This window comes from Bradyrhizobium sp. Mp19, assembly GCF_029952935.1.
In the GTDB taxonomy this organism is placed as follows: domain Bacteria; phylum Pseudomonadota; class Alphaproteobacteria; order Rhizobiales; family Xanthobacteraceae; genus Bradyrhizobium; species Bradyrhizobium elkanii.
This window is the reverse complement of record NZ_JASAUT010000022.1, coordinates 1-20681: the sequence shown is the minus strand read 5'-3', so window position 1 is coordinate 20681 and position 20681 is coordinate 1. Positions and strand designations below refer to the sequence as shown.

18 protein-coding genes and 3 pseudogenes are annotated in these 20681 nt (G+C 62.4%); 13 read left to right on the top strand and 8 right to left on the bottom strand.

Translation table 11 applies throughout. The annotated features are described in order from the left end of the window. Positions 1-63 precede the first annotated feature (63 nt). Genes rph through hemW form a run of 3 tightly spaced genes read left to right on the top strand, consistent with a single transcriptional unit; the run spans position 64 to position 2568 of the window. A complete protein-coding gene (rph, locus tag QJT82_RS23180; protein WP_028341764.1) occupies positions 64-777 on the top strand; it encodes a ribonuclease PH in 714 nt (237 codons plus the stop codon). A gap of 11 nt (positions 778-788) precedes the next feature. Then, positions 789-1424 carry an RdgB/HAM1 family non-canonical purine NTP pyrophosphatase gene (rdgB, locus tag QJT82_RS23175; protein ID WP_028341765.1) on the top strand — a complete coding sequence of 212 codons (636 nt, stop codon included), beginning with the start codon at positions 789-791 and terminating at the stop codon, positions 1422-1424. Continuing rightward, positions 1411-2568: a radical SAM family heme chaperone HemW gene (gene hemW / locus QJT82_RS23170; RefSeq protein ID WP_028341766.1), complete on the top strand. Its 1158-nt coding sequence runs from the start codon at positions 1411-1413 to the stop codon at positions 2566-2568. Before rdgB ends, hemW begins: the two co-directional genes overlap by 14 nt. Before the next feature lie 88 nt (positions 2569-2656). Here the strand turns inward: hemW and QJT82_RS23165 are convergent, their stop codons facing one another. Beyond that, complete coding sequence (locus QJT82_RS23165) at positions 2657-3871, bottom strand: penicillin-binding protein activator (protein WP_028341767.1); 1215 nt, start codon at positions 3869-3871, stop codon at positions 2657-2659. Between the two features lie 322 nt (positions 3872-4193). Between QJT82_RS23165 and rsmI the strand changes: the two genes are divergently transcribed. From rsmI to QJT82_RS23145, 4 genes are all read left to right on the top strand, one after another. Continuing rightward, entirely contained in the window at positions 4194-5147 is a 954-nt protein-coding gene (gene rsmI, locus QJT82_RS23160; RefSeq protein WP_028341768.1) for a 16S rRNA (cytidine(1402)-2'-O)-methyltransferase, read from the top strand. Beyond that, on the top strand, positions 5134-5520 hold the full coding sequence (locus tag QJT82_RS23155) for a YraN family protein (protein ID WP_016841492.1): 387 nt from the start codon (positions 5134-5136) through the stop codon (positions 5518-5520). The genes rsmI and QJT82_RS23155 overlap by 14 nt, the downstream gene beginning before the upstream one ends. A gap of 25 nt (positions 5521-5545) precedes the next feature. Beyond that, the gene (gene gshB, locus QJT82_RS23150; RefSeq protein ID WP_028341769.1) at positions 5546-6493 is read left to right on the top strand and encodes a glutathione synthase; all 948 of its coding nucleotides are present in this window, start codon (positions 5546-5548) and stop codon (positions 6491-6493) included. A gap of 186 nt (positions 6494-6679) precedes the next feature. Continuing rightward, positions 6680-7651: an MBL fold metallo-hydrolase gene (locus QJT82_RS23145; protein WP_028341770.1), complete on the top strand. Its 972-nt coding sequence runs from the start codon at positions 6680-6682 to the stop codon at positions 7649-7651. Positions 7652-7746: 95 nt separating this feature from the next. Here QJT82_RS23145 and fsrB read toward each other — a convergent pair whose 3' ends face one another. Together fsrB and QJT82_RS23135 are read right to left on the bottom strand one after the other, a co-directional pair. Then, the gene (fsrB, locus tag QJT82_RS23140) at positions 7747-9036 is read right to left on the bottom strand and encodes a siderophore utilization protein FsrB (protein WP_028341771.1); all 1290 of its coding nucleotides are present in this window, start codon (positions 9034-9036) and stop codon (positions 7747-7749) included. A gap of 29 nt (positions 9037-9065) precedes the next feature. After that, positions 9066-11057 (bottom strand): TonB-dependent siderophore receptor, encoded by a 1992-nt coding sequence (locus QJT82_RS23135; RefSeq protein WP_028341772.1) that lies wholly within the window; start codon positions 11055-11057, stop codon positions 9066-9068. Positions 11058-11778: 721 nt separating this feature from the next. Between QJT82_RS23135 and QJT82_RS23130 the strand changes: the two are divergent. Together QJT82_RS23130 and QJT82_RS23125 are read left to right on the top strand one after the other, a co-directional pair. Then, a pseudogene (locus QJT82_RS23130) lies at positions 11779-12435 on the top strand (magnesium chelatase domain-containing protein); the annotation flags it as partial. Positions 12436-12588: 153 nt separating this feature from the next. Further along, positions 12589-13263, top strand: coding sequence for a hypothetical protein (locus QJT82_RS23125; RefSeq protein WP_028341773.1), 675 nt, complete (start codon positions 12589-12591; stop codon positions 13261-13263). 323 nt (positions 13264-13586) lie between these two features. Here the strand turns inward: QJT82_RS23125 and QJT82_RS23120 are convergent, their stop codons facing one another. The 5 genes from QJT82_RS23120 to QJT82_RS23100 form a co-directional block, all read right to left on the bottom strand. Then, a complete protein-coding gene (locus QJT82_RS23120) occupies positions 13587-14114 on the bottom strand; it encodes a hypothetical protein (RefSeq protein WP_155258576.1) in 528 nt (175 codons plus the stop codon). A gap of 964 nt (positions 14115-15078) precedes the next feature. After that, entirely contained in the window at positions 15079-15564 is a 486-nt protein-coding gene (locus tag QJT82_RS23115) for an IS5 family transposase (RefSeq protein ID WP_080686800.1), read from the bottom strand. Beyond that, positions 15462-15710: a hypothetical protein gene (locus QJT82_RS23110; RefSeq protein ID WP_245288770.1), complete on the bottom strand. Its 249-nt coding sequence runs from the start codon at positions 15708-15710 to the stop codon at positions 15462-15464. Before QJT82_RS23110 ends, QJT82_RS23115 begins: the two co-directional genes overlap by 103 nt. A 112-nt stretch (positions 15711-15822) precedes the next feature. Then, positions 15823-16026, bottom strand: a complete 204-nt coding sequence (locus QJT82_RS23105; RefSeq protein ID WP_028341777.1) for a CsbD family protein — start codon at positions 16024-16026, stop codon at positions 15823-15825. Positions 16027-16303: 277 nt separating this feature from the next. Beyond that, positions 16304-16657 (bottom strand): hypothetical protein, encoded by a 354-nt coding sequence (locus QJT82_RS23100; protein WP_155258578.1) that lies wholly within the window; start codon positions 16655-16657, stop codon positions 16304-16306. Between the two features lie 1173 nt (positions 16658-17830). Between QJT82_RS23100 and QJT82_RS23095 the strand changes: the two are divergent. The 4 genes and pseudogenes from QJT82_RS23095 to QJT82_RS23080 form a co-directional block, all read left to right on the top strand. Beyond that, positions 17831-17980: pseudogene (locus tag QJT82_RS23095) on the top strand (transposase); the annotation flags it as partial. Between the two features lie 115 nt (positions 17981-18095). After that, positions 18096-19610: an integrase gene (locus QJT82_RS23090; protein WP_028344513.1), complete on the top strand. Its 1515-nt coding sequence runs from the start codon at positions 18096-18098 to the stop codon at positions 19608-19610. A gap of 417 nt (positions 19611-20027) precedes the next feature. Continuing rightward, positions 20028-20375 carry an IS66 family insertion sequence element accessory protein TnpB gene (gene tnpB, locus QJT82_RS23085; protein ID WP_259245061.1) on the top strand — a complete coding sequence of 116 codons (348 nt, stop codon included), beginning with the start codon at positions 20028-20030 and terminating at the stop codon, positions 20373-20375. Between the two features lie 70 nt (positions 20376-20445). After that, positions 20446-20681, top strand: a pseudogene (locus tag QJT82_RS23080) (IS66 family transposase); the annotation flags it as partial.

The window sequence follows — 20681 nt, the reverse complement described above, 5'->3', positions numbered from 1 at the left end:
CGCTGCCCCTTCCCCCTCCTACAAGCACGGCCAGCCAATTTTCTCGGATTTCTGGAGGATTTCATGCGGCCAAGCCGCCGTGCACCCGATGAACTGCGTCCCGTGTCGCTGGAACGCGGCGTCGTCAAATATGCCGAAGGTTCCTGCATGGTGAGGTTCGGCGACACCCATGTGCTGGTGACCGCGACGCTGGAAGAGCGGTTGCCGCCGTGGCTGAAGGGCCAGGGCCGCGGCTGGGTCACTGCCGAATACGGCATGCTGCCGCGTGCCACCCTGGAACGCACCCGCCGCGAGGCCTCGGCCGGCAAGCAGGGCGGCCGGACGGTCGAGATCCAGCGGCTGATCGGCCGCTCGCTGCGCGCGGCCGTCGATCTCGAGGCGCTCGGCGAGCGCCAGATCACGGTCGATTGCGACGTCATCCAGGCCGACGGCGGCACCCGCACCGCCTCGATCACCGGTGCCTGGGTGGCGCTGGCCGACTGCATCAACTGGATGAAGACCCGCAACATGCTGAAGACCAATGTGTTGCGCGACAATGTGGCGGCGATCTCCTGCGGCATCTACCAGGGCACGCCGGTGCTCGATCTCGACTATGCCGAGGATTCCGAAGCCGACACCGACGCCAATTTCGTCATGACCGGCGACGGCCGGATCATCGAGGTGCAGGGCACCGCCGAGAAGACGCCGTTCTCGGAAGGTGAGTTCCTGGCGCTGATGGCGCTGGCGCGCAAAGGTGTCGCGCGTCTGGTCGACTTGCAAAAGATCGCGGTGGCGTAGTCAGATTGGTCATGCACCGCCGAATCACCGGAAGGCTCGTCATCGCCACCCATAATCCCGGCAAGCTTGCCGAGATGCGGGAACTGCTGGCGCCGCACGGCGTGGAGGTGGTGTCGGCGGGCGAGCTTGACCTTGCCGAGCCCGAGGAGACCGGCGACAGTTTTCGCGCCAACGCGGCGATCAAGGCGATCGCGGCAGCGAAGGCGACCGGACTGCCCGCCTTCGCCGACGATTCCGGCATCGTGGTCGACGCGCTCGACGGCGCGCCCGGGATCTACTCGGCGCGCTGGGCCGGCGAGGGCAAGGATTTCATGGCGGCGATGACGCGGATCGAGCGGCTGCTGCAGGAACGCGGCGCCACCGCACCGGACCGGCGCAAGGCGCACTTCGTCTCGGCGTTGTGCGTGGCCTGGCCCGACGACCATCTCGAGGAGGTCGAGGCCCGCGTCGATGGAACCCTGGTCTGGCCGCCGCGTGGCACTGCCGGCTTCGGCTACGATCCGGCCTTCCTGCCCGACGGCTACGCGCGGACCTTCGGCGAGATGACGAGCATCGAGAAGCACGGCCTGCCGCCGCTCGGGCTCGGCCTGTCGCATCGCGCCCGCGCCTTCGTGAAGCTCGCGGAGATCTGCCTTGAGCCACGCTGACCGAGCAGCCTTCGGCGTCTACGTGCACTGGCCGTTCTGCCTGTCGAAATGCCCGTATTGTGATTTCAACAGCCACGTGCGGCATGCACCGGTCGACGAGGAGCGCTTCGTGCGCGCGTTCGCCCGCGAGATCGAGACGACGGCTGCGCGCGTGCCGGGGCGGCAGGTGTCCTCGATCTTCCTCGGCGGCGGCACGCCGTCGTTGATGCAGCCGCAGACCGTCGGTGCCGTGCTCGATGCCATCGGCAAGCACTGGCAGGTCTCGCGCGATGTCGAGGTCACGCTCGAGGCCAATCCGACCAGCGTCGAGGCGACGCGCTTTCGCGGCTATCGCGCAGCCGGCGTCAATCGCGTCTCGCTCGGCGTGCAGGCGCTCGATGACGCCTCGCTGAAGGCACTGGGCCGTCTGCACACCGCGCGCGAGGCGCTCGACGCGGTCGCGATCGCGCGAAGCGCATTCGACCGCTACTCGTTCGATCTGATCTATGCCCGCCCCGACCAGACGCCGCGGATGTGGGCCGATGAATTGAAGCAGGCGATCTCGGAAGCGGCCGAGCATCTGTCGCTCTATCAGCTCACGATCGAGGAAGGCACGCCGTTCTTCGGGCTGCATGCCGCTGGCAAATTGCAGACGCCGGACGAAGCGACCGCGCGCGCGCTCTACGACGTGACGCAGGAGGTCTGCGCCCGCGAGGGATTGCCGGCCTACGAGATCTCCAATCACGCCCGTGCCGGCGCCGAGTGCAAGCACAACCTCGTCTACTGGCGCGGTGAGGAATATGCCGGCATCGGCCCCGGCGCACATGGAAGGCTCGACATCGATGGCGTCAGGCACGCCACCGCGACCGAGCGGCGCCCCGAGGCCTGGCTTTTGAACGTCGAGGAGCGCGGCCATGGCGTCGTCAGCGATGACAGCCTCAACAGCGAAGAACGCGCCGACGAGTTTCTCTTGATGGGGCTGCGGCTCGCCGAGGGGATCGATCCAAAGCGCTATGCGAAGCTCTCCGGCCGCCAGCTCGATCCGCACCGGATCGCGATGCTGCGCGAGGAAGGCGCGATCGCCGTCGATGCCGACGGACGGCTGCGCGTGACCAAGTCGGGATTCCCGGTGCTCGACGCCGTCGTCGCGGATCTCGCGGCCTAGCTGCACGGCGCCAAAATATCGAAAACAACCCCATGCACAGTAGCTGGCGGGTGCTTTAGCGCGATTTCAGGCCGCCGCCTGACGAAAATTAAGCCCCAAAACTCTTCGGCGAACCTGCAACCGCAGTAGCGCCGCCCGAAGCCACCTTCATGACCGCAAGGCCGCGCTCATTGGTGCCGTCGGAGCGGAAGCGGAACAGACCGTCGATACCGGCGAAGCCGGATGGATTGGTCAGCGTCTCCGGCGCAAAGCGCTGCGCGCCTTGCGTGCGCGCGAGCGCCGCCATCAGCGCCACCGCATCATAGGCAAGCGTTGCAGTGCGCACCGGCTCGCCGCCATATTTGCTGCGGTAGCGGCCGGCGAAGCTGCGGAAGCCGGACGGATCGGGCGCGGCGTAGAGGCCGCCCTGCAAGACGGGGCTCGCGAACACCCGCGGATTGTCCCACAGCCCGGTGCCGAGCAGCTGGATGTTGCGCAGATTGGCGCCCGCCGCGGTCAAGGCATCGGCGGTCGCGACGACCGAATCACCATCGTCGGCGATCAGCAGCGCATCGGCCTGGCCGAGCGCCTGCGCCACGGTTCGCGCCGGCGTCGCGCGATCGGCGCCATATTTCTCGAATGCGACGACGCGGCCGTTCTTGCGGCCGACCGCCTGCTTGAACGCGGCCTCGACCACGTTGCCATAGGCGTTATCAGGCACCATCGCGGCGAACGAGCGCTTTCCGATCCCGGCGGAATAGTCGACGATGCGATTGATGTCGGATTCCGGCAGGAAGCTCAGCAGATAGACGCCGCGCCCGGCCACGCTCGAATCGGTGGAGAACGCGATCACCGAGGTTCCGCGCGGCCGCGTCAGTTGCGCGACGGCCGGCACCGAGCCTGCGAACAGCGGTCCCAGAATGATCTCGGCGCCTTCGGACAGTGCCTGCTGGGCACCCTGCGATGCGCCCTGCGGGCTGCCGCCATCGTCCTTGATCAGGAGCTGGATGTTCGGGTTCTGAAATTCCGCCAGCGCCATTTCGGCCGCGTTCCGCATCGACTGGGCGGCAAGCCCGGCATTGCCGGACGCCGACAGCGGCAGGATCAGCCCGATCTTGACCTGCCCGGTGCCGACCGCCTGCGGCTGCTGCTGCGGGCCGGCGGGACCGCCTTCCTGGTTGCCGCCGAGCGGGCTGGAAAACTGGCTCAAGCTTTGCTGCACGCCGGAACAGGCCGTCAGCAGCGGCGCGCCCACGAGGAGGCCGAGCGCGGTCCGCCGGGTGGTGCCCGACGGCGGGGACTTGCGGTGATGCGGGCCTTCCATCGTCTCTCTTCTCTTGGCCGACCGTGATCAGCCAGGACTCCATCCGGCTCTGATGAGGCGGGTGGATTCAGGCATATTCTCGGCGAATAGTTAACTAAAACAAAAGGATTATGGCCCCGCGGCGCCCTTGCCGCGGCCTCCATTTCCCCCGTCAGGCAGCGTTCCGTCACTGCCGTTTGCGGATATGGCGCTAGCGCCGCCATCCCTCTAGAGCTTATCCCGTTCCGATTGAATCGGAACGGGGCTCTAGATTCTCGGTTTGACGCGTTTTCTTCACGTGAACCGGTACCCACTTCGCTCGAAAACGCTCTAGATTGGCATTATGCGCGCAAAAGCCAGTTCCCTCCAGAGTTCGGATGCCACGACAGGCGCTGCGGCCAGAACCTTTTCGATCGGCGGACAGCAATTGGCCGCGCCGAGGGCCGCACCCGGGCTCCATCTGGTCGCGACCCCGATCGGAAATCTCGCCGACATCACCTTGCGCGCGCTGGAGACGCTGGCCGGTGTCGACGTCATCGCCTGCGAGGACACAAGAATCACGCGCCGGCTGACCGAGCGTTATGCGATCGCCGCCGAGCTCGCGCTCTACCACGAGCACAACGCGGCCCAGGCCCGGCCCAAAATTCTGGAGCGGCTGGCGCAGGGCGCCGCGATCGCGCTGGTTTCGGACGCGGGCACGCCGCTGATCTCCGATCCCGGCTTCAAGCTGGTGCGCGACGTCTGCGCCGCCGGGCATGCCGTCATCGCGGTGCCAGGGCCATCGTCGGTGCTGACGGCGCTGTCGGTCGCGGCATTGCCGACCGACCGGTTTTTCTTCGAGGGATTTTTGCCCGCGAAGGAGCACGCGCGCCGCGCACGGCTCAACGAGCTCGCGAGGGTCGATTCGACGCTCGTGATGTTCGAATCGGGCAATCGCGTACAGGACACGCTGCGCGATCTCGCCGCGATCATGGCCGGCCGCGATGCCGCGATCTGCCGCGAGCTGACCAAGCTGCACGAGCAGATCACGCGCGCGCCGGTCGCCGAGCTGGCGGCAAGTGCGGACGCGCTGGAAACACGCGGCGAGTTCGTGCTGGTCATCGGACCTCCGGCCGATGATGCCGGGGTGATGGACCAGGGTACGCTCGACGATCTCCTGCGGGCGCAGCTCGCCCGCGGCAGCGTCAAGGACGCGGTCGCCCATGCAGTCGAGCTGTCGGGCCGGCCGCGCCGCGAGGTCTATGCCCGCGCCCTCGAGCTTGCGAAGACCACCGGGGACGGCAATGGCCAAGACTGACAGCGCCTCGCCGGAGCGCGTCGCGGCGTTCCGGACCGGCATCTCGGCGGAGAGCCGCGCCGCAGCCCTGCTGATCGCCAAGGGCTATCGCATCCTGGCACGACGCTTCCGTACCCCCTTCGGCGAGATCGACCTCGTGGTGCGCCGGCGCAATTTGCTGGCCTTCGTCGAGGTCAAGGCCCGTGCCAGCCTCGACGACGCCGCCTATGCGGTGACGCCGCGGCAGCAGCTGCGCATCATCAATGCCGCCCAGGCCTGGCTGATGGCGCATCCCGAACATGCCGAATTTGACCTCAGATTCGACGCCGTGCTGATTGCGCCGAAGAGCCTGCCGCGCCATCTGTTAGCGGCATTCGACGCCAGCCCTGATTAACCTCAAGACCTCGCGGGACACGCTTATGAAATTGAAGATCGCCGTCCAGATGGATCCCATCGCGCGCATCAATATCCGCGGCGATTCGACCTTCGCGCTGCTGCTCGAGGCGCAAAAGCGCGGCCACGGCATTTCCTACTACACGCCCGACAAGCTGTCGCTGCGCGGCGAGGAGCTGGTGGCGCCGGTGCAGCCTCTCACCGTGCGCGACGAGGTCGGCGATCACTTCACGCTGGGCGAGGCGAAGCGCGAGCCGCTCAACGGCTTCGACGTCGTGCTGCTGCGGCAGGATCCACCGTTCGACCTCGCCTACATCACCTCGACCCATTTGCTCGAGCGCATCCATCCGAAGACGCTGGTCGTCAACGACCCGGCCAGCGTACGCAACGCGCCGGAAAAGCTGTTCGTGATGAATTTCCCGCAGCTGATGCCGCCGACCCTGATCTCGCGCGATCTCGACGAGATCAACGCATTCCGCGACCAGCACGGCGCCGTCGTCATGAAGCCGTTGCACGGCCATGGCGGCGCCGCGGTCTTCCGCGTGATGCCGCAGGACATGAATTTCGGCTCGCTGTTCGACATGTTCTCCGTCACGTTCAAGGAGCCCTGGGTGATCCAGCGCTTCCTCCCCGAGGTGAAGCATGGCGACAAGCGCATCATCCTGGTCGACGGCGAGTTCGCCGGCGCCGTCAACCGCGTGCCGGCGGCGGACGATCTGCGCTCCAACATGGTCCGCGGCGGCGCGGCCAAGGCGACCGAGCTCTCGGATCGCGAGCGCGAAATCTGCGCCACCGTTGGGCCCTCGTTGCGCGAACTTGGTCTGATGTTCGTCGGCCTCGACGTGATCGACGGCAATTTGACCGAGATCAACGTCACTTCGCCGACCGGCATCCGCGCAATCCAGCGGCTCAATGGCCCCGACGTCGCGGCGATGATCTGGGATACCATCGAGAAGAAGCGCGCCGCCAGATAACCCTCCCTTGTGCGCCGCACAGCCGGCTGAAATTTAGCCAGCGTTCGATCGCGCATGCGTTCTCCTTATTCTTCTTGCCAGCTTGCGCGGGCGAGGGCAGCATCCGCTCGCCTGCGTCAGGTCAAGCGGCGGGTCAACGCGCGGGCAACAACGCGAAATATCATAAAAAATGTGGAGGAAGACGTTATGACGCTCAATGTCTCACGACGATCCTTGCTCGCGCTCGGTGCCGGTCTCGGCGCCAGCACCCTGCTCGGGGGCACCGCACAGGCACGCGCGCCGAAGCTCGGCACGCAGACACCCTACTGGCACCGCTTCATGCTCGGCGAAGCCGAAGTGACCGTCGTATCCGACGGGCCGCTTCCGCTCGGCGATCCCTCCGGCACCTTCACCGGTGTGCCGAAGGAGGAGGTGAAGAAGATGCTCTCCGACAACTTCCTCTCGCCCGACAATGTCGTGCTCGAGCAGAATTCGCCGATCGTCAACACCGGCGACAAGTTGATCCTGTTCGATACCGGCATGGGCACCTCGCAACTGTTCGGCAAGACCACCGGCCGGCAGCAGAAGAGCATGAAGGAAGCCGGCATCAAGCCGGAAGACATCGACGCCGTCGTGCTGTCGCACGCGCATATCGATCATATCGGCGGCATTGTCGGCGCCGACGACAAGCCGCTGTTCCCGAATGCGCAATACTACATCGCGCAGAGCGATCTCGAGTTCTGGACCGACGAAGGCAAGATGGGCAGTCCGTTGAAGGATTTCATCGTGCATGCCCGCAAGAACCTGCTGCCGGTGCGCGACCGCATCGTGTTCTTCAAGGACGGCCAGGAATTCCTGCCCGGCGTGACGGCAATCGCGGCGCCCGGCCACACCGTGGGCCACACCATCTTCATGGTGAGCTCGGGCGGCAAATCCTTCGCGTTCCTCGGCGACCTCTCGCATCACGCGGTGCTGCTGCTGGAGCGTCCGCGGATGGAGTTCTCCTACGACACCGATCCGAAGCAGGCGGCGAACTCGCGGGTCAAGCTGCTGGAGATGCTGGCCGCGAACAAGACGGCCGTGATGTCCTATCACTTCGCCTGGCCGGGCTACGGCCACGTCGCCAAGGTCGGCGAAGGCTTCCACTACTATCCAGAGCCGATGCAGATGAACCTGTGACGGACTGATTGCGAAGACGGACTGCCTCGGGAGCGGCCGCCGCCGCTCCCGAATGCATTTGTCATCCGGTGCAAGGAGCCCACGGGGTGTCCGGCCTATTCCGCCGGCGCAAGGCGGCTCTCGGGGCGTGTGCGCATCGTTTCTCGCGCGCCAATCCGCGCACGACGTTTGCGCCACCAGATCACGACGCCCGTCGCCGACAGCGCCGCAACCACCAATCCCATCAGCGAGATCAGGATGCGCCCGGGCAAGCCGGCGATCCGGCCGGAATGCAATGGAAACTGCATCTGCACGAACACGTCGGCCGCGGTGCCGACCCATGGTAGCCGCTCGCCGAGCGGACGGCCGTCCTCGCTGTCGTAGTAAAGCTGCGCCGGCCCGACGCCCGCGGCGCCATGTTCGTCGCCCGGCTCGAAGAATGCGACCGCATAGACGCCGTGGGCCGGACCATAATTGATCGAACCGATCGGCGTGGTCCAGCCGTGCGCCCTGCCGTCGGCCGCGGCCTGCGTGGCGATCTCCGCATAGGTCATCCTTGGCTCGATCGGATCGTCGAGATGACGGTATGGTCGCTGTTCGTAGGGTGTCGGCGTGTAGTTGGACACGGTCTTCATCAACGGCGAGAACACCTCGAAATAGAGGTTCAGCGAGAATGCCGTGAACGCGATCACGAACAGCAAGGCCCAGGTCCACAGGCTGAAGGCGCGATGAATGTCGAAATTGATTCGATAGGCGCTGCCTGAGATCTTGATCTTCCAGGCCGGCGCCCAGCGGGTCCAGAAACCCTTGCCGCGCGGGCCCGATATCGCCGACGCCTGCTCCGCCCTTGCGCGCCGCCGCGACGGCAGGGTCAGGTAAAAGCCGACGAAGCAATCGATCGTCCAGATCACGGCGATGACGCCGAGGAAGCGCATGCCCCAACGATCGCTGCCCCAGAATTCGGGGATATGCATCGTGTAGTGCAGTTTGTAGAGGAACGAGACGAAGTTTTCGCGGGTCACCGGCCAGACCGCGCCCCAATAGCGGCGTCCGAGCTCGACGCCGGTGTTCGGATCCAGGAAGATCTGGTTGTAGTCGAGCGTGTAACGCTTGCCGGTCGCCGGATCGATCCGCGGCAGCACGAAGAACCACAGCGACTCGCCTTTCTCCGCCGTCATGAACATGTGGACGACGCGGGCGCGATGATCGCGCTGCTCGATCAGCTGGGCGAGCTCGACCGACGGGATCGCGGGTCCGGAGCTCGTCACCTCGAACAGCTTGCTGTTGAGCACATCGTCGATCTCGTGGTCCCACGAGATGATCGCGCCGGTCACGCCCGAGAAGAACAGGAAGGCCGCGGTGACAAGTCCCGCCCAGCGATGCAGTCGTCCGAAGATTGGTCTCATGGGGATTTCAGCAGGTTGTTCGGGGGTGATCACCAGCGATAGGTCAGCTTCGCGATCGCCTTGCGACCCTCCGCGTAGAAGCAGCTGGTGTTGCCGTAGCAGGCTGCCACATAGCGCGTGTCGGCGAGGTTGGTGACGTTGAGCGAGAAGCGGTAATTGTCCCTGGTGTAGGCGACGAGCGCATCGACGACCGTCGATGCCGGCACCTTGAAGGTGTTGGCGTCGTCGCCGAACGTCGATCCGACATAGCGGACGCCGGCCCCGAACTGGACCCCGGCGAGCGGCCCGCCCTGAACGGTGTAGTCGCCCCACAGCGAGAAGCGGTTGAGCGGCACCGTGGTCGGCGCCTTGCCGACATTGACGGGATCCTTGGTGACGACCGCGTCGACGTAGGCGTAGCCGCCACGGATGTTGACGCCCTCGACGAGCGTCGCGGTGCCTTCGAGCTCAATGCCGCGCGACCTGACCTCGCCGGTCTGCTCCGCGAAATAGGACGGCGGCGCGTAGGTGACGACGTTGGATCGGGTGAGGTCGAAGGCGGCCAGCGTGATCAGCGCATTGATCCCGACCGGCTGGTACTTGACGCCGACTTCGTACTGCACGCCGGACTCCGGCTTCAGCAGCTCGCCGGCGGCGTTGATGCTCAGCACCGGCAGGAATGATTCCGAATAGCTGAAATAGGGCGCGATCCCGTTGTCGAAATTGTACATGACGGCCGCCCGGCCGGTGAATGCCGAGGCATCGGTCGACGTCGACGTCCTCGCGAGATTGTTGTCGAGGTCGGTGGTGACGAAATCCTGCCGCCCGCCAAGCAGGAACGACAGCCGGCCGAGCCTGATCTGATCCTGCAGATGGAGGCCGGCCTGCGACTGCTTGATGCCGGTGTCGTCATACGGCCCGTTGTTGATCCAGCTGTTGGTGTAGACCGGTGCGAAGACGTTGATCTTGCCGGTGCTGTAGCTCGAGGCCATGTCGCGGAACGAGGTGTTGCGGTAATCGACGCCGAACAGCGTCGTGTGGCTCAGCATGCCGGTGACGAACTTGCCCTGCAGCTGGTTGTCGACCGCGAAGGAATCGATCGTCGAGCTGCCACCGGCGCCGCCGCGCGACAATAGGCCCGCAGCCTCGTCGGCGGCCGACGCATAGCCGGTGCCGTAGAAGCTCTTCTGCTCGTTTTGCATCCACGAATAGCGCAGGTTCTGGCGGAAGGTCAGCGCCTCGTTGAAGTCGTGCGACAGCATGTAACCGACCGAGGATTGCTCGGTGTCGAACTGGTTGAAGCCGGGTTCGCCGACGAAACGCGCGTTCGGAATGTAGCGGCCGTTGTTGGCCCAGACGGTGCCGGACGGCGGCAGGAATTGCAGGCCCCAGCCGGTGCGTTCCTTCTGGTAGTTCGCGAGGAAGGTGATCGTGGTGTCCTCGTTCGGCTTCACGGTGACGGCGGGCGCGATGAAGACGCGACTGTCCTTGGTGTAGTCGACCTGGGTCTCGCCATCGCGCGCGACGCCGGTCAGGCGCCACAGCACCGTCCCTTCCTTGTTGGCGCGGCCGCCGATATCGAACTCGCCCTGATAGCGGTTGAAGCTGCCGCCGGACAGCGACACTTCCCCGAACTCGCGCGCGGTCGGCAGCTTGCTGACATAGTTGAGGATGCCGCCGGTGCCGCTGCCGCCAAACATCGCCGAGGATGGCCCCTTCAGGACCTCGAGGCGCTCGGCCCCGTACGGATCGAGCCCGAGGAAGTGCACATAGTTGCTGCTCGGCAGCCGCAGGCCGTCGAGATAGAGGCCCGGCATCGTCATGTCGAAGCCGCGGATCTGCAAGCCGCCGAAGCGGGTGTCCGAGCCGCCATTCACGTCGCCGCTGACGCCTGCGGTGTAGCGCAATGCCGCGCCCACCGATTCCGCACCCTGATTCCTGATCTGCTCCGTCGTGACGACCGAGATCGATTGCGGGATTTCGATCAGCGGCGTGTCGGTCTTGGTCGCCGTGCCCGAACGCGTGGCAACGAACCCGACCACCGGACCGCCGGCGCGCTCACCGGCACCGGCACCGGATCGTGCCGCCGCTGGCGGCGTCGCCTGCTGGGATCGAGCCGCGCGGTTGGCGCGGCTCGTGCGTGCGGTCACCGGACGACGAACCGGTTTTGCATTCGCAGCTGCCGCGCGTTGCTGAGGCGCGTCCACGCTCACCGGCGGTAGTTCCGATTGCGCGTCGGCAGGTTCGATCGTGACTCCTGCGGCAAGGACGGCGGCGGTACACAGACCGATCGTTCGCAGCGTTGGATGTTGACGGGTGGAATGCGAAGCAAGTCGATCGATCACGCGAAGGCGCCCCTGATATCAGCCTGGATGGATTTGTGATCCGGCTCTACAGCGCGGGGCTCGCGAGTACAGACCTCGGCAGTTGGAATAGATCGAGACTGCGCGCGTGATCAGCGTGCGATCGCTGAAACAGCAAGGAAATTGAAGACACGCTGCGACAATAAGCGCGATGCTCGTGCGTGCTGGAATGATTCTTGAAAATGATTCTTGCAGTTGTCGACGACGCGAGCTGTGTTCGATCGCGAGAAACACGTGTCATCGCGAGCGACGCCCAACGCTTCCGCGCCGGCCGGGAGCGGGTGCGCCGCGCGGTGACTTGGTACCGGACGAGCCGAGCCAGCCGACCCGAATGTTCTTGTAATGTTCTTGCGCTCGTCGCGCGGTTCCGCTACCCTCGATTGCGGAAGATAGGGGCAGCATGGTCCAACGCGTTTCCACCGTCGCATTCGAGGGGATCGAGGCCCGCGCGGTCGACGTGCAGGTGCAGGTCGCGCCGGGATTGCCCGCGTTCGCGATCGTCGGCCTGCCCGACAAGGCGGTGTCGGAAGCCCGCGAGCGCGTGCGTTCGGCGCTGATCGCCTCCGGCCTCGCACTTCCCGCCCGCCGCATCACCGTCAACCTCGCACCCGCCGACCTGCCCAAGGAGGGCAGCCATTACGACCTGCCGATCGCGCTCGGCCTGATGGCGGCGATCGGCGCGATCCCGCCGGATGCGCTGAACGGCTTCACCGTGCTCGGCGAGCTCGGGCTCGACGGCTCGATCGCAGCCGTTGCGGGCGTACTGCCCGCGGCAATCGGCGCCAATTCGCGCGACGAGGGATTGATCTGCCCGGCCGCCTGCGGCTCGGAAGCCGCCTGGGCCAGTCCGGACATCCAGATCATCGCGGCACACTCGCTGATCCAGATCGCCAACCACTTCAAGGGCACGCAGGTGCTGTCGCGCCCGCAGCCGAAGGTGCAAGACCAGAACGAGGCGCGCGAGGAAACGCTTCTGGACCTGCGCGACATCAAGGGCCAGGAGAGCGCGAAACGCGCGCTCGAGATCGCCGCTGCCGGCGGTCATCATCTGCTTATGTGATGGCCTTTTGATCTGAGATTAATTGACCACCTGGTCTTCATATGAAGTCCAATTTACCTGATCGATCATGAACGTGGGGCAACTTGCGCTACGGTTTTATTGCTGCCTTGATCGGTTTATGCAGGCTGCCAGCAAGGATCGGCTAGCGCGATGTCTGGATATAAATTCACGGCTGCACAGAGGTTTGCCGTTTACACGGTCCACGGTGCGGTCTGTTACCTCAACGGCGAGCCACTCTACGTCAAGACGATGCGGATCGATCACGTCCTCCCGCGCACATTGAAGGACGATCCCGAACAGCTCGCGACAGTCCTGAAGGACTACGGCCTACCGGATGACTTTGACCTCGATTCATTTGAGAATTGGTTGCCCACGTGTGACCCGTGCAATTCAGCGAAGTATAAGGACGCTTTCCGGCCCACCCCGATCATCCTGAGGTACATCGACCGAGCGAGGGCAAAGGCAACGGAGACCAAAGCTCTTGCCGAACGAATCGTCACCAACCAAGCGATATCGAAGGCCTTAAACACTATCGAAATGGCTTTCGATCAGTGGCAGCTCGACCTAGCCGACCTTCGGCCATTGATCGAACTGTACGAGGAGCATCAACGGCGAGCTCAAATCCGAGAGTTCCGAGTGATGCCGCAGTTCACTATTCTGCATGAGCGTGAAGAGTACCGCATCGTCCAGACCAATTACGGCGTCGGGCATATGCCGTCTCAAGCGACGGCTCATCTTTCGACCCCATGTCCCAATTGCGGTAACTACGGACCCTGGAGTGGTGCACGTTGCCTCAGTTGCGGACACTTAATTGAAGTCGATTGAAGGCGATGAAGCGTAGTCTCCACGCAGCCGCCGATTCTGCTCTAGCTTGCTTTGCGGAGAGGCTGTCGTCCCTGAATGATCTCTGGGGGCAACTGTAATCCAGATTTCCCAGCCACACTTCGCAGCAACTCGAACTCATCAATGATCAATTGTCCACGCGGCTTCATTTGAACTCATTATTGCTGTCGATTGCACTCAGATGATCATTATTAACAATGGTTTAGATAAGGCTCAGAAGAGGCTCTCCTGATCCTTGTAAATCTGATGGGACACACGTTTAACGGGGATGATCTTGCATCAACAGGTTCGAGCCGCATGCAGACCTATTTAGTGTCAACAACGACGGCCTCGAGGACGATCGTGTCGGTCCATGCCTCGAGTTCAGACTTCGATCGATATTTTGTCAGATACGCGGGGCCTTCGTCATCGACTTCCCGACTGTGAAAGTTTGTGCTCCATGGGGACACTGACCAAGCCTTCTTGACGATCTGCAGGAAACGGACGTCAAGCATATCCTCTGGTTTCTCAATCAATAGATGGGCATGCCACCCTCGATCATGCCCATATTCAAGGAAGGGTATGCGGCGAACCCTGCGGTTGAAGCGCTGGACCAAACCACGATGGACAGCACGGTCCAATCGATTCCCAAATCTCTTGATTTCCGAGCAAGCGATGTGCTCGTCCAACGAGATCAAGTTTCCCAGGTCGCCACGCATCGTTGTTTTGAAGTTCAGACTTATAAATAATCTGGAGTTCCAGTCCGATATTGCCCGATGACACCACTCGCGCGCCTCTGACCTGAGCCGCTCTAAATAGACCAGCAGCGGATCTCCGCCCTCACTAACCGACATCTGCGATCTCCAGGAATGTGGGCGAGGAAAACCCTCGCCCACTAGCAGCATTACTCGTCATCGAAGATGCCGGGTCCATGTGCTCTGCCGATCAGATGAAGAACATCGCAAAATGCGTCGGGAATGCCGCAAATGACGAAATTGCCGAGAAGACTCCCGAATGACTCCACCGCCACCTGCTCGACTAAATTTGCCGGGAGATGTGGAGGCGCGTCTAGAAGGATCGAGTAGCTCCGACAATCTCCCGGTTGTTCTTCCAGAAGTGCAATCATCCGGAGGAGCTCGCACGGCTCGCCAAAGGCCGCTCTTGAGAGTTCGATTGAGAACCGATCCAGCGCCTCGTGACAGTTTGAAGGGGCGACGGCGACTGTCTCAGTAAGGTTGGCTCGGTTAGGAGGGATGAAGATCAAGAGCCGGAGACTACCTTCCCACGTGCACGGGTCCGCAGCCATGGCACCTTGACACGTTAGATAGGACCCATTCGCCCCGAGCTGCGGCGACGAAAGCCGGAGGTCAACCCTCGGGCGGGGCGTGTACGATTTCGGAAACGAAATAACTGTAGCAGTCATTCTACCTCGATGGTGAAATGCGAGCACGCGCCGGCTATCGCGCGCAAACGCGTGTCGCTGGTTGATCATTTTCACCGCTCGAGGGAGTTGCAGCCCGTCTCAGGGGGTGCGCCCAGTTGGTCAGGCTAGGAGCCGGCCGAGGGAACAAATTCCATTATGGAATGGTCGAATTTTATCTCAAAGCGTGCGCTCCACCAAGAAGAATCGTGTGGATGGCTGATGACCATCATACTACTTTTGATAGCGATCGCTGCAGTGGGATCGCAGCCAGTGCTATAGGGTCTCCAATGCGATACCGTTTACGCAGACAAGATGATCCGCCGCCTATGGGAGCCTTCGTCAGTCCGGACTTTCAAAGCAATTGACGATGCTTACAACCTAGGACGAATCCACATTCAGCGGAGCCAAATGCAGATTGCGGCGAGGTGGACGAAGGCGAGGAAGTAGTCTGCGCGTCGGTCATATCGCGTGGCGAAGCGGCGGAAGTGTTTGAGCTTGTTGAAGCAGCGCTCGATGCGGTTGCGCAGCTTGTAGGTCGTCTCGTTGTGCGGGATCGGGACCTTACGAGAACGGGTTGAAGGGATTACCGCTTCGGCGTTCATGTCTGCGATGGTCGTGCGCAGATCGTTGTTGTCGTAGGCCTTGTCGGCCAGCACGGCCTCGGCGGTGAAGCCTTCGAGCAGGGCTTTTGCCGTGAGGTTGTCGTGTCGTTGGCCGGCGGTGAGCCCGAAGCGCAGCGGCCGACCGAGGCTGTCGCAGAGCATGTGGATTTTGGTCGTCAATCCACCTCGGGAACGCCCCAACTCCTGAGTTTTGGCCCCCCTTTTCCGCTCGCTGCCTGCTGGTGGACACGAACCAAAGTGGTGTCGAGCATCAGGTATTTGTTGTCGCGGTCCTTGATCAGTTCGGCAAACACCTTCTCCCACACGCCGGCCTTGGCCCAGCGGGTGAACCGCGCGTGTAAGCAACTCTTTCTCAGCTTAATGCCAATACATGTCGGCCATACCTTCTGGTTCTTCAGCCTCAAGTTGATAGGCTCTGATGCGGATTTCTTCTTCGGTTGGTCCTGACATCAACTCCTCCGGCGGACTCGTTAGTTCTAAAAGCGAAGGGCCCTGCTTTCGCAGAGCCCTTGACAGCTACCACTTCTGACGACCGTACCAATCGTTCACTTCCTTTTGGGCTTGGTCCTTTGCGTACCCGTAACGTTGTTGCAACCGACCTTCGAGCTGGTCCTGTTTGCCTGCTATGACGTCAAGGTCGTCGTCAGTCAACTTACCCCACTGCTCTTTGACCTTACCTTTGACTTGCTTCCAATTGCCTTCGACACGATTCCAATCCATCGTTCGCCTCCTTCGAAATTGGGATAACAGGTAACTTAGTTCGGCTTCGATCGTTCCTATCGGAGGCATGGGACCGAAGTGTTACAAACTGGACAGTAGGATCGCTTCGATCGTGGGGCTGATTAACGACTTCCACGACTACGAGCTCCTCTGCTCTCAATTGCTAAAGGGTGGGATCCGTTGGAACACAGCTACCTATTAAAGCGCCCCCGTGCGAGACGCCCTTTGCTTGGCACAAAGATGATCGGTTGCCTGAGAGGGGCCTTTCGCCCAGCAATCAAAGGTGGCAGTTGGTCCAATCTATGGAATCAAGCAGCGACCGCTTCTGCCGCAGCTTGAGGAGGTAGTCAGTCCATCCGGCGTCAGATCGGTCCTGGACGTCTACCTGGTGATAGCCGAAGTCTGTTTTCGACCATTGGTCTCGAATGATCGCCTCGAAACGCTCAAAAGAGTAGTGGTAAGGGCGCTCAAATATGCAGTGGTAGTGCAGCCGGTGGTCGGCACTCATTTCCAGGACGCAGACCATCCGCAATCGCTTGCCATGCACCTTCGCGGCACGCCCCAGCACTCTGGTTTCCAAGCGCACGCGAAAGAGCCGAAGGTTCGCCGATGCGATGATGTCGTCTGCCACTCGCGCTCCGGCACGCTTCTTCATAGTCAACGTTACGGCCACCGGATTTTGGAACCGCACCGCATTGACCAGACTCTCCAACACATCGCGGCAAGCCAAACAGCTCGCTGGCGTTAGTATCTGATGGGCGGCCAACGTTCGGACTTACGCAGTCGACAGAGTGTGCGCAGCAGGAAATGTCGTGCCTTGTCGCTGAGAATTAGAACGGCACTGGCGGGTCCTGTCAGCATCATCTTTTGCTCGCCGGCCAAGGTAAGGCCACCAAGCCGTATTCGATATTTTCCTGTTGTGCGGCGGGCATACAGGGCTCTCCGTAAGTCCATCAACTCATCGAAGCTTTGTGGCTTATTCAGCTGAAGCCATTCAAGAACGTCAGTTGGCCAAGCGTTGGGATATCGTTGATGATATGTCTTGCGACGTTCTGGCGGCGCAGGTTGTGCGCCCAACGGTGTGGAGGAAGAATGCCCCGGCTCGTCCCAAAGCGATCGCGATGCGGAGGGTGGGCGATTCATTGCAACTCCCCACGGTGGCGTAGATCGCTCTCATATTGCTTCCGTTGCTCTTCGGTGTAGACGCGAGCCGGCCCTGCGGCTCCATACGTCCCGCCTCGCAGTCCGCGTTCATGTTGAAGGTTGTTGCCGCCATACCGGTTGGTCGCCATCCCACGAAGATGCGAGGGATAGTTGCCGATAAGGCGATCTTGGGTGCTTGTGGATTTCGAGTTTTTGAATGCTGGATCGTGCCAGCGGGTCGACTTACTAGTCATCGTATCTCCGTTCAGTTGCGAATGGGGTGGTCAGCTGATGCCAGATCAGCCCCAACGGAGATATTTAGAAGCCGGGAGACTTTGGTGCTTGGTGGTTGGGAGCAATACTTCGGGCCCTGCCAAGCCTTTCTTTAGCAGCAGACTGGCTTGGCATCGCTTTGATGTGCCACCGCGCCCTATTTGGCTTGGGTGCCTACATTGTGAACCTGAAGGAGCAGCTCATACTGGCGAGCCTTCTCCAACAGCGCATCTCGAACCGGACCTGGAGGGAGGAGCTCGGCTTGCTTGCGAGCTTCTCTTGCGCACTCCGCGCTAACTTCGTATCTCTCCGGCGAAGGCCGCCTTGTGTAGTTTGCGAGGGGGCCTGAGGATTTGACCTTAAGTCTAGCTTTAAGGTCACGTCGGGAATGCAGGTCAATGTGTTGGGCGCCGAGCGTCGGCGGCGATGGAGTTACGACGAGAAGGTCCGCCTTGTCGAAGAGACCTTGCAGCCCGGCGAGACGGTCTGCGGGGTAGCACGCCGGCACGGGGTGGCTCATAGCCTGCTGTTCACCTGGTATAGCGCGACAATCTGGGTGGGAAGCCGCATTGCCTCGCCTTAATTGTTACCGGATGCTGAGCCGTTGCCTCACGTAAATTGCTCCCCTGGATCGGGAACGAGCGGGGGCGCAGATGGGGTGGCTGAGCATGGCAACGCGGAAGGAACTGGCGGCGGCGGCAGGCGTGCGCTATCGACGTTCGGATCGCGCCAAGAAAGTGCGGATATTGGACGAGTTCGTCGACATCACCGGATTCCATCGCAAGCATGCGATGCGTCTACTTCGAGGCCAGGAAGACGTATGCCCAGGCCGACGGGCGCGACGTCGGATCTATAATGAGGCAGAACACAACGCGCTCGTGCTCCTTTGGGAGGCGTCAGACCGGATCTGCGGGAAGCGGTTGAAGGCGTTAATGCCTGCGCTGATTGAGGCGATGGAACGGCACGGCCACCTCGACCTTGCCCCTGAGATCCGCGACAAACTTTTGGCGATGAGCGCTGCGACGATCGATCGCGCATTGGTGCGGGTCCGAGAACAATTAGGTCGCAAGCGCCGACGGCACACAGCGCATTCCCTGCGTCGCAGTGTTCCAATACGGACGTCGGCAGATTGGAACGATCCGGCGCCGGGATTCGTCGAGGCTGACCTTGTAGCGCATAGCGGTCCATCTGCGCGCGGCAGCTTCATCCAGACCCTCGTGCTCACGGACATTGCTACCGGCTGGACAGAGTGCGCTCCTCTGATCGTGCGCGAACAGACGCTGTTGAGCACGGTGCTGACGGAATTGCGCAAACATTTGCCTTTTGCGCTGCTCGGCCTCGATACCGACAATGATACCGTGTTCATGAACGAGACGCTGAAAGCCTACTGCGAGGCGGGCAACATTGTCTTCACGCGTTGCCGTCCCTACCGGAAGAATGACCAGGCGTTCGTCGAGCAGAAGAACGGCGCGGTCGTGCGCAGGATGGTTGGCTATCGTCGGTTCGAAGGCCTGGAAGCGGCCGAGCTGCTGGCCGAACTCTATCGATCAGCGCGGCTGTTCGTAAACTTCTTCCAACCCTCGTTCAAACTGATAGCCAAGCAACGCGACGGTGCTCGTGTGCGCAAGACATACAGCGCGCCGGCAACACCTCACCAGCGCCTGACCGCGGACTCCCGCACGCCTGATGCGGTCCGCCAGCATCTCAAAGAAATCTATGCCGCTCTCGATCCGGTCGCGTTGTTGCGCGACATCCGCGACGCGCAGGAGCGCCTCGCGGCGCTCGCGGATATCCAACCAATCACCCATCCTGCGGCGGCATCGCAATCGATCGATCGCTTCCTGGCAAGCCTGCGCACGGCCTGGAAGGATGGAGCCATGCGACCGACGGATCGGCCAATCGTGAAGGCGAAAAGAGGCCGACGTCGTCCCGACCCGCTCATCCGGGCAACGCCAGATTTGCGAAAATGGTTTGAAGCCGAGCCCTGGCGAACTGGCAGCGAACTCCTCTCGCGCTTGCAGGTGGAATATCCTGGAGTCTATCCGAACAAGCTTCTTCGAACCCTTCAACGTCGGCTGAAATCCTGGCGCAGCGAGCAAGCGAATGCGCTGCTGTTCGCTCCTAGCGAAAAACTGCTGCCAGGGTATGAAGTCACAACACCCCAATGACGTGCGAGGTGCCAGCGGAGGAGGCCGGGCGCTCCGAAACCCCGGCCATCTCCGCACCCGGCCTCCTCCTCAACCCAAGCCAGGAGCAAAATAAATGAGGCAACCGATCGCACCCGGGAGCATCAATATGTGAGGCAATACGCACTGTCACCCTGATTGCCGCGCGGCAACCTGGCGTCGACAAGCGCGCCAGGGACGACTGGGCGGAGATGCTGCGCCTGCTCTTGTTCCCGTCGAGATCACACCTGTAGCGGCTCCGATCTCGAGCGGCGCACCACAACTGGCGTCTTCACCACCTGCGCAGCGCGCAAGGGCTGGAATCATCGAGATTGAGCTCGGGGGCGGCTGTCGTGTTCGCGTTGACCGTGACGTGGACGTTGAGGCGCTGCAGCAGGTTCTTGAGCTCTTGCGACGACGATGATCCCGATTCCGAGCGGCGTCAGGGTCTGGATCGCCACCGGCCACACCGATATGCGTCGCGGCATGCGAAGCCTGGCGCTCACAGTTCAGGAAAGCTTGAAGCGCGATCCTCATGCCGGCGATCTCTACATCTTCCGGGGCCGCAGCGGCGATCTGGTCAAGATTCTTTGGCATGATGGGTTGGGCATATCGCTCTATGCCAAGCGCCTGGACCGAGGCAAGTTCATCTGGCCTTCGGCGGCGGACGGCGCGGTATCGATCTCAGCGGCGCAGATGGCCTATATGCTGGAAGGGATCGACTGGCGGAATCCACAACTGAGCTGGCGACCGAGAAGCGCGGGCTGAGCACAAAATCCAGCAGATTTTGCATTTTTGGGGAGTCCCAACGCTTCCAATCTGTGATTCACTGTGTCGCATGGATGCTGAGCGCGACGCTGCTCCGGATGACGTTGCGGCCCTGAAAGCGGCGCTGGCGGTCGAGCGCGCGAAGGCTTTGGAGGTCGCCGCTGAACTCGCGGTGGCCCGCGCGAAAGCGTCGGAGGACGAGGCGCTGATCGCCCAGCAGAAGCTGCAAATCGCCAAGCTAAAGCATCAGATCTACGGCCAGCGGTCGGAGCGTTCGTCGCGCCTGATCGAGCAGTTGGCGTTGAC